Annotated in this window: 12 protein-coding genes; 1 reads left to right on the top strand and 11 read right to left on the bottom strand. The window is 55.2% G+C overall.

Annotation, left to right across the window (positions count from 1 at the left end; genetic code table 11):
* The 9 genes from G452_RS17625 to G452_RS0101670 form a co-directional block, all read right to left on the bottom strand.
* Positions 1 to 266: hypothetical protein (locus G452_RS17625; protein WP_040368047.1), on the bottom strand; the 266-nt coding region annotated here is incomplete at its 3' end.
* Between the two features lie 7 nt (positions 267 to 273).
* Positions 274 to 606 carry a hypothetical protein gene (locus G452_RS17620; RefSeq protein ID WP_040368045.1) on the bottom strand — a complete coding sequence of 111 codons (333 nt, stop codon included), beginning with the start codon at positions 604 to 606 and terminating at the stop codon, positions 274 to 276.
* A gap of 1 nt (position 607) precedes the next feature.
* Positions 608 to 1,042 carry a hypothetical protein gene (locus G452_RS0101690; protein WP_022660529.1) on the bottom strand — a complete coding sequence of 145 codons (435 nt, stop codon included), beginning with the start codon at positions 1,040 to 1,042 and terminating at the stop codon, positions 608 to 610.
* A gap of 86 nt (positions 1,043 to 1,128) precedes the next feature.
* Positions 1,129 to 1,470 carry a DUF2892 domain-containing protein gene (locus G452_RS0101685; RefSeq protein ID WP_022660528.1) on the bottom strand — a complete coding sequence of 114 codons (342 nt, stop codon included), beginning with the start codon at positions 1,468 to 1,470 and terminating at the stop codon, positions 1,129 to 1,131.
* Positions 1,463 to 1,717 (bottom strand): hypothetical protein, encoded by a 255-nt coding sequence (locus G452_RS0101680; protein ID WP_022660527.1) that lies wholly within the window; start codon positions 1,715 to 1,717, stop codon positions 1,463 to 1,465. The genes G452_RS0101685 and G452_RS0101680 overlap by 8 nt, the downstream gene beginning before the upstream one ends.
* Positions 1,718 to 1,806: 89 nt before the next feature.
* Entirely contained in the window at positions 1,807 to 2,031 is a 225-nt protein-coding gene (locus G452_RS21325; RefSeq protein WP_155887497.1) for a hypothetical protein, read from the bottom strand.
* A gap of 376 nt (positions 2,032 to 2,407) precedes the next feature.
* Positions 2,408 to 2,662: a hypothetical protein gene (locus tag G452_RS0101675; protein WP_022660526.1), complete on the bottom strand. Its 255-nt coding sequence runs from the start codon at positions 2,660 to 2,662 to the stop codon at positions 2,408 to 2,410.
* Positions 2,663 to 2,669: 7 nt separating this feature from the next.
* Positions 2,670 to 2,999, bottom strand: a complete 330-nt coding sequence (locus G452_RS21320; RefSeq protein ID WP_155887495.1) for a hypothetical protein — start codon at positions 2,997 to 2,999, stop codon at positions 2,670 to 2,672.
* Positions 2,989 to 3,465 (bottom strand): hypothetical protein, encoded by a 477-nt coding sequence (locus G452_RS0101670; RefSeq protein WP_022660525.1) that lies wholly within the window; start codon positions 3,463 to 3,465, stop codon positions 2,989 to 2,991. Before G452_RS0101670 ends, G452_RS21320 begins: the two co-directional genes overlap by 11 nt.
* 149 nt (positions 3,466 to 3,614) lie before the next feature.
* Between G452_RS0101670 and G452_RS21315 the strand changes: the two genes are divergently transcribed.
* Positions 3,615 to 3,932: a hypothetical protein gene (locus G452_RS21315; protein WP_155887493.1), complete on the top strand. Its 318-nt coding sequence runs from the start codon at positions 3,615 to 3,617 to the stop codon at positions 3,930 to 3,932.
* Here the strand turns inward: G452_RS21315 and G452_RS0101665 are convergent.
* A complete protein-coding gene (locus G452_RS0101665) occupies positions 3,929 to 4,159 on the bottom strand; it encodes a hypothetical protein (RefSeq protein WP_155887491.1) in 231 nt (76 codons plus the stop codon). The two genes, G452_RS21315 and G452_RS0101665, sit on opposite strands and share 4 nt — an antisense overlap.
* Positions 4,152 to 4,361 carry a hypothetical protein gene (locus G452_RS0101660; RefSeq protein WP_022660523.1) on the bottom strand — a complete coding sequence of 70 codons (210 nt, stop codon included), beginning with the start codon at positions 4,359 to 4,361 and terminating at the stop codon, positions 4,152 to 4,154. Before G452_RS0101660 ends, G452_RS0101665 begins: the two co-directional genes overlap by 8 nt.
* Positions 4,362 to 4,402: the final 41 nt, after the last annotated feature.

The following is a 4,402-nucleotide window of genomic DNA, read 5'->3' as shown; positions in this document are numbered from 1 at the left end:
CGTATCTTCTCGTAGATATCTTTTGCGGCATGAATTCCGAAGCCAGTATATCCGGCTTTGCTGACCGGCGGCGGTCCAGGCACATTGTAGCCGACTGCGAGATCGAGGAATTCTGCGGCCGCCTGAACCTTCTTCGGGTTGGCGGCGGCCCAGGTGGTCATGGCCGCGCCCGCTTTGCCGTAAACGCTGGCGGGCGTGCGGCCCAGGGCCGTGACCGCCGCCACCTTGAGTCCGTATTCGCCGAAGGTTTTCAGCCCTTCCTGCATGCGCGGGTCAGTCCGCGGTGTTATTCTTGTCTGAAGTTGAAACGGCACGTCGAAAACGATACACGCCGTATCCCACTGTGACACCGTAGGTAATCGAAACAATGGGGGCTCTTCCCAAAAAGTCGTCACCGCCAAGATTTAATGTTTCCTGCAGAAACAGCAGGACAAAGGGAAGTTTGATTGCGGTCCTCAGCCAGGGCGCAGTTCTGAGAAATCCATGAAAGCTGATGATGTCCGTATATCCCCTCTGCGAACGGCGAATAGTGTACCAGCTGTCCACGAGAAACGCACAAACAAGGATGACAGCTGCTGTGCTTCTGAATGGATGAGCTAAAAGCATCTTATTTCTCCGTAGGCGAATACACGTTTCGCTTTTGCTGAGCGATTCTCCGTGCAAGATCTTTCGCCTGCTGCTCATAGCCAGAGCGAAGACCATTATTTGCCGAATCAAGCTTATAAATCTTATCTACGGCTATAGATGCGCCGGAAGGCAATCCAACGCCTAAGCTTGCCATGGCCGCATCCTCACTCACGATCTTCCCCACATCCTTCGGGACCTCCCAGGCCGCCCGCGCCCTGAATCCCACTCCATCGCGGACTTCCTTGCTTCGGATCGCATCCCAGGCTTTGCCCGTGGATTCGATAGCTCCGTCCATGCCCTTGTCCACGGCCTGACCAACGCCGTGGGCGATGCGGGAGGACGCTTCCGCGATCCGGCTCAAGGTCCCGGGCTGCTCCTTCGGGGGCTCATCCCGGTGCAGCTTGCCGACGGGCATGGGGTGCGGATCCTTCCTGTCAGCCAGTAGGTCGGGTCGGAGAGCATGCTGCCGGGGCGACCGAAGCCGCCCCGGCAAGGATGCGCTCAAGCATCCCGCGAGCCGGGTTGGTCCTCCTTATGGGTTTTAGCCGATTCGGCTTCCCCGTCTGGTTTGGATCCTGGCCCAGGGGCGGCGGTGGGTGTATCGATGTCCCCCTTGTCGTTCGCAGTGGCTTTCATGTCTTTTTTGCCGCCCAGGAACGAATAGAGGCCTTCGGCCAGCCAAAACACGCCGAGCATAGCCAGAAACCAGCCGACCCATGGATGTATCTCAAAATGGTCTCCTGCAATTCCATAGCTAAAAACGCCTGTGTGAGCGACATCCTGGCCGACGTATATGAGAAGCGCGCCACTAATTATGGACCAAAAACGATCAGTATTACTCATGGTACAGTTCCAACCCTTTTGCCGCTATTGCGCCAGCCACACCTGCCTTGCTCTGCACCGGCACATCCCCCGGAATGAAATTCGACACGAAATCCTGCGCGGCCTGAACCTTCTCCGGGTTGGCGGCGGCCCAGGAGGCCATGGCCGTGCCCGCTTCGCCGTAAACGCTGGCGGGCGTGAGGCCCAGGGCCGTGACCGCCGCCACCTTGAGTCCGTATTCGCCGAAGGTCTTCAGCCCTTCCTGCATGCAGGGTCGTTGGCCTACGTGTCCATAGGCGCGGAGGGCTGTGGGGGCGGCATCCCGCCCCGGAGATCATTTTGATCAACGCAAAGGAGTCATTCTACGTTCTGCTTTGATTCTTTTGGTTTCCAAATCCGCAAGAGGCGAACCGCGCCGAATCCGAACAAAAGGAGGCTATAGGCTGCAAGTACCCATCCTGCCCAAACAAAAACAGGGTACTCATCGCCACCGCGTATGATGGTTGGGTCTTCTGTGATTAAATAGCCGGCTCCCATCCCCATGATGCCTGCTATGACCAGAGCTGCTGGCGAATTATTCATGTCTTGAGTCCTCCCATTTGCCATAAAAGAATCCGGCGGCTCCAGGCAGGGTCATGGGCGGCGGGCCGGGAACTTTCCACCCCTGTACGAAATCCATTGCCGCCTGAACCTTCTCCGGGTTGGCGGCGAGCCGGGGAAAACAGGATGCTTGCGTATACTGGCGGATCATTTCTTCTCTGATCCGTCATTCGGATTGGTTGGGGAGAGGCTCCAGATGCGTCGCACGATGAGTACAATGTATCCTGCCGCCAGAACTGAAAGAAGGATACCTACCCACTGGGGCACTGGCATGAAGCGGACATGTCCGCTTATGAGTACTTTAGCGCCTCCGTATCCCGTGAAGAGGGCAAGGGCGGCATAGGTGCGGATGGTACGGTCATTTGTCCAGCGCATCGATCCGTTCTCCCGCAAAGTAACCCAGTCCACCACTGATGGTCTGGGGAGGTGTCGTTTTCATGGTCGTTCCTTCCACGAAATCCATTGCCGCCTGGGCCTTCTCCGGGTTGGCGGCGGCCCAGGAGGTCATGGCCGCGCCCGCTTTGCCGTAAACGCTGGCGGGCGTGCGGCCCAGGGCCGTGACCGCCGCCACCTTGAGTCCGTATTCGCCGAAGGTCTTCAGCCCCTCGTGCATGCGCGGATCATGTATCCTGCGGCTTGCCGGAGTTGTTGGTAGAGCGGGAGAATTTCCATATCGACCAACTGACAAGTGCAAGATAGCCGAGACAGATCACGTCATATTTCCCAGCAGGTGAAGAACCATTGATGCCAAGTCCTGTTGCTGTGAACCAAAGAACAACAGGCAGTTTAATAAGAGTGCGCATCCAGGGTCGTTCTTTAAAGAAACCTAGAGAGTTGATAATATCATGAAAATCTTTGTTGTTCTTAGTGATAGTAAACCAGGTATCCAAGAGGAACGCACCGAAGAGGATGCATGCGCAAATCATATAGTATGTACTGCTACTTTTCATTGGGCTGCTTCCTTTGGGTTCCATAGACAATTTGCTTCTGCTGCTGAATCCTTTTAGCAACACGTTCCGCAGTGTTTTTGTATTCGTGATCAAAGTTGAGAGCAGATGAACGTATTTTTGCAAGCTTGTCTGCAGCGATTGAAATGTCATATGGAATTTTTCCAAACGATGATCCGAGAGCCACTATAGTATCTTCACCTACGATTCTGCCCACATCCTTCGTGACCTCCCAAGCCGCCCGCGCCCCGAATTCCACACCATCGCGGACTTCCTTGCTTCGGATCGCATCCCAGGCTTTGCCCGTGGCCTGGCCAGCCGCTTCCATGCCTTTGTCCAGCGCTTGGCCCGCTCCGTTATATATGCGTTCCAGCGGGTTCTTGGCGTTGGATTGTTGCTCAGCCTGTTTCAGCTTGCCTGCGGGCGCGGGATCCAAAACGGGCCGGATAACCGCCCCGCAGGGATTCATTCGCTCTTATCGTTATGGTCGGGATCATCCTTTGAGTTGTGATCCTTTCGATTTCGACTCAATAGCCCATAAATGCCGTAGGCCAGGAATACCACGCCCGAAAGAGAGACAAGCCAGCCAGCCCACCGAAAGGCCGGAAAGGAGTGTACTTGGCCAAACATGCCGGTGGTTGCGATCGCTTGACCACCGATGATTACAATTATTCCAAAAACAATATTGCAATACATTTGACTACTCGTTTTTCATTTTCTCATATAGCTTTCCAGTGGCATCAATTAGCCACCAGCATATCCGCCTCTGCTAAGCGGCGGCGGTCCAGGAACATTGTAGCCGACAGCGAGGTCGAGGAATTCTGCGGCCGCCTGGGCCTTCTCCGGATTGGCGGCGGCCCAGGAGGCCATGGCCGTGCCCGCTTCGTTCAATGGCAAAACGGAGCGGAAAACCGCCCTGTTGGTCTCAATATTTAGGCAGTCGGTCTGCCATCATTGTCCTTTTTATGCTTCTGTTTCCATATTCGCCAGAGCGCCATTATTCCTTCAGCAGAAAAGAACAGTCCGACAGGGATCAGCACAAATCCGGCAATAGGCATTACAGGGACACGGTATACTGCTACAACATGATCCGTGAACAGGAGCTCCCACCCCATAACCATGAGAGCAATACCGAGCATGATATCCAGCATTGCTTTACTCATGGATTCGGTCCCAGATCTCTCTAACAATTGTTCCTCTTAATCCTGCTTTGCTCTGCACCGGCACATCCCCCGGAATGAAATTCGACACGAAATCCATTGCCGCCTGAACCTTCTCCGGGTTGGCGACGGCCCAGGTGGTCATGGCCGTGCCCGCTTCGGTCAATGATAAAACGGGGCGGAATTCCGCCCCGCGTGGATTCATTCACTCTCGTCGTTCTGCTCGGGATCCTTCTTTGGGGTACT

The organism is Paucidesulfovibrio longus DSM 6739, from assembly GCF_000420485.1.
GTDB lineage: Bacteria > Desulfobacterota > Desulfovibrionia > Desulfovibrionales > Desulfovibrionaceae > Paucidesulfovibrio > Paucidesulfovibrio longus.
Note: the sequence above shows the minus strand (reverse complement) of the source record. Positions and strands in the feature narration are given on the sequence as shown.

Excerpts from the sequence above, each read along its gene's own strand:
- G452_RS17620 (WP_040368045.1), bottom strand. The coding sequence starts at position 606 with ATGCTTTTAGCTCATCCATTCAGAAGCACAGCAGCTGTCATCCTTGTT.
- G452_RS0101690 (WP_022660529.1), bottom strand. The coding sequence starts at position 1,042 with ATGCCCGTCGGCAAGCTGCACCGGGATGAGCCCCCGAAGGAGCAGCCC.
- G452_RS0101685 (WP_022660528.1), bottom strand. The coding sequence starts at position 1,470 with ATGAGTAATACTGATCGTTTTTGGTCCATAATTAGTGGCGCGCTTCTC.
- G452_RS0101680 (WP_022660527.1), bottom strand. The coding sequence starts at position 1,717 with ATGCAGGAAGGGCTGAAGACCTTCGGCGAATACGGACTCAAGGTGGCG.
- G452_RS21325 (WP_155887497.1), bottom strand. The coding sequence starts at position 2,031 with ATGAATAATTCGCCAGCAGCTCTGGTCATAGCAGGCATCATGGGGATG.
- G452_RS0101675 (WP_022660526.1), bottom strand. The coding sequence starts at position 2,662 with ATGCACGAGGGGCTGAAGACCTTCGGCGAATACGGACTCAAGGTGGCG.
- G452_RS21320 (WP_155887495.1), bottom strand. The coding sequence starts at position 2,999 with ATGAAAAGTAGCAGTACATACTATATGATTTGCGCATGCATCCTCTTC.
- G452_RS0101670 (WP_022660525.1), bottom strand. The coding sequence starts at position 3,465 with ATGAATCCCTGCGGGGCGGTTATCCGGCCCGTTTTGGATCCCGCGCCC.
- G452_RS0101665 (WP_155887491.1), bottom strand. The coding sequence starts at position 4,159 with ATGAGTAAAGCAATGCTGGATATCATGCTCGGTATTGCTCTCATGGTT.
- G452_RS0101660 (WP_022660523.1), bottom strand. The coding sequence starts at position 4,361 with ATGAATCCACGCGGGGCGGAATTCCGCCCCGTTTTATCATTGACCGAA.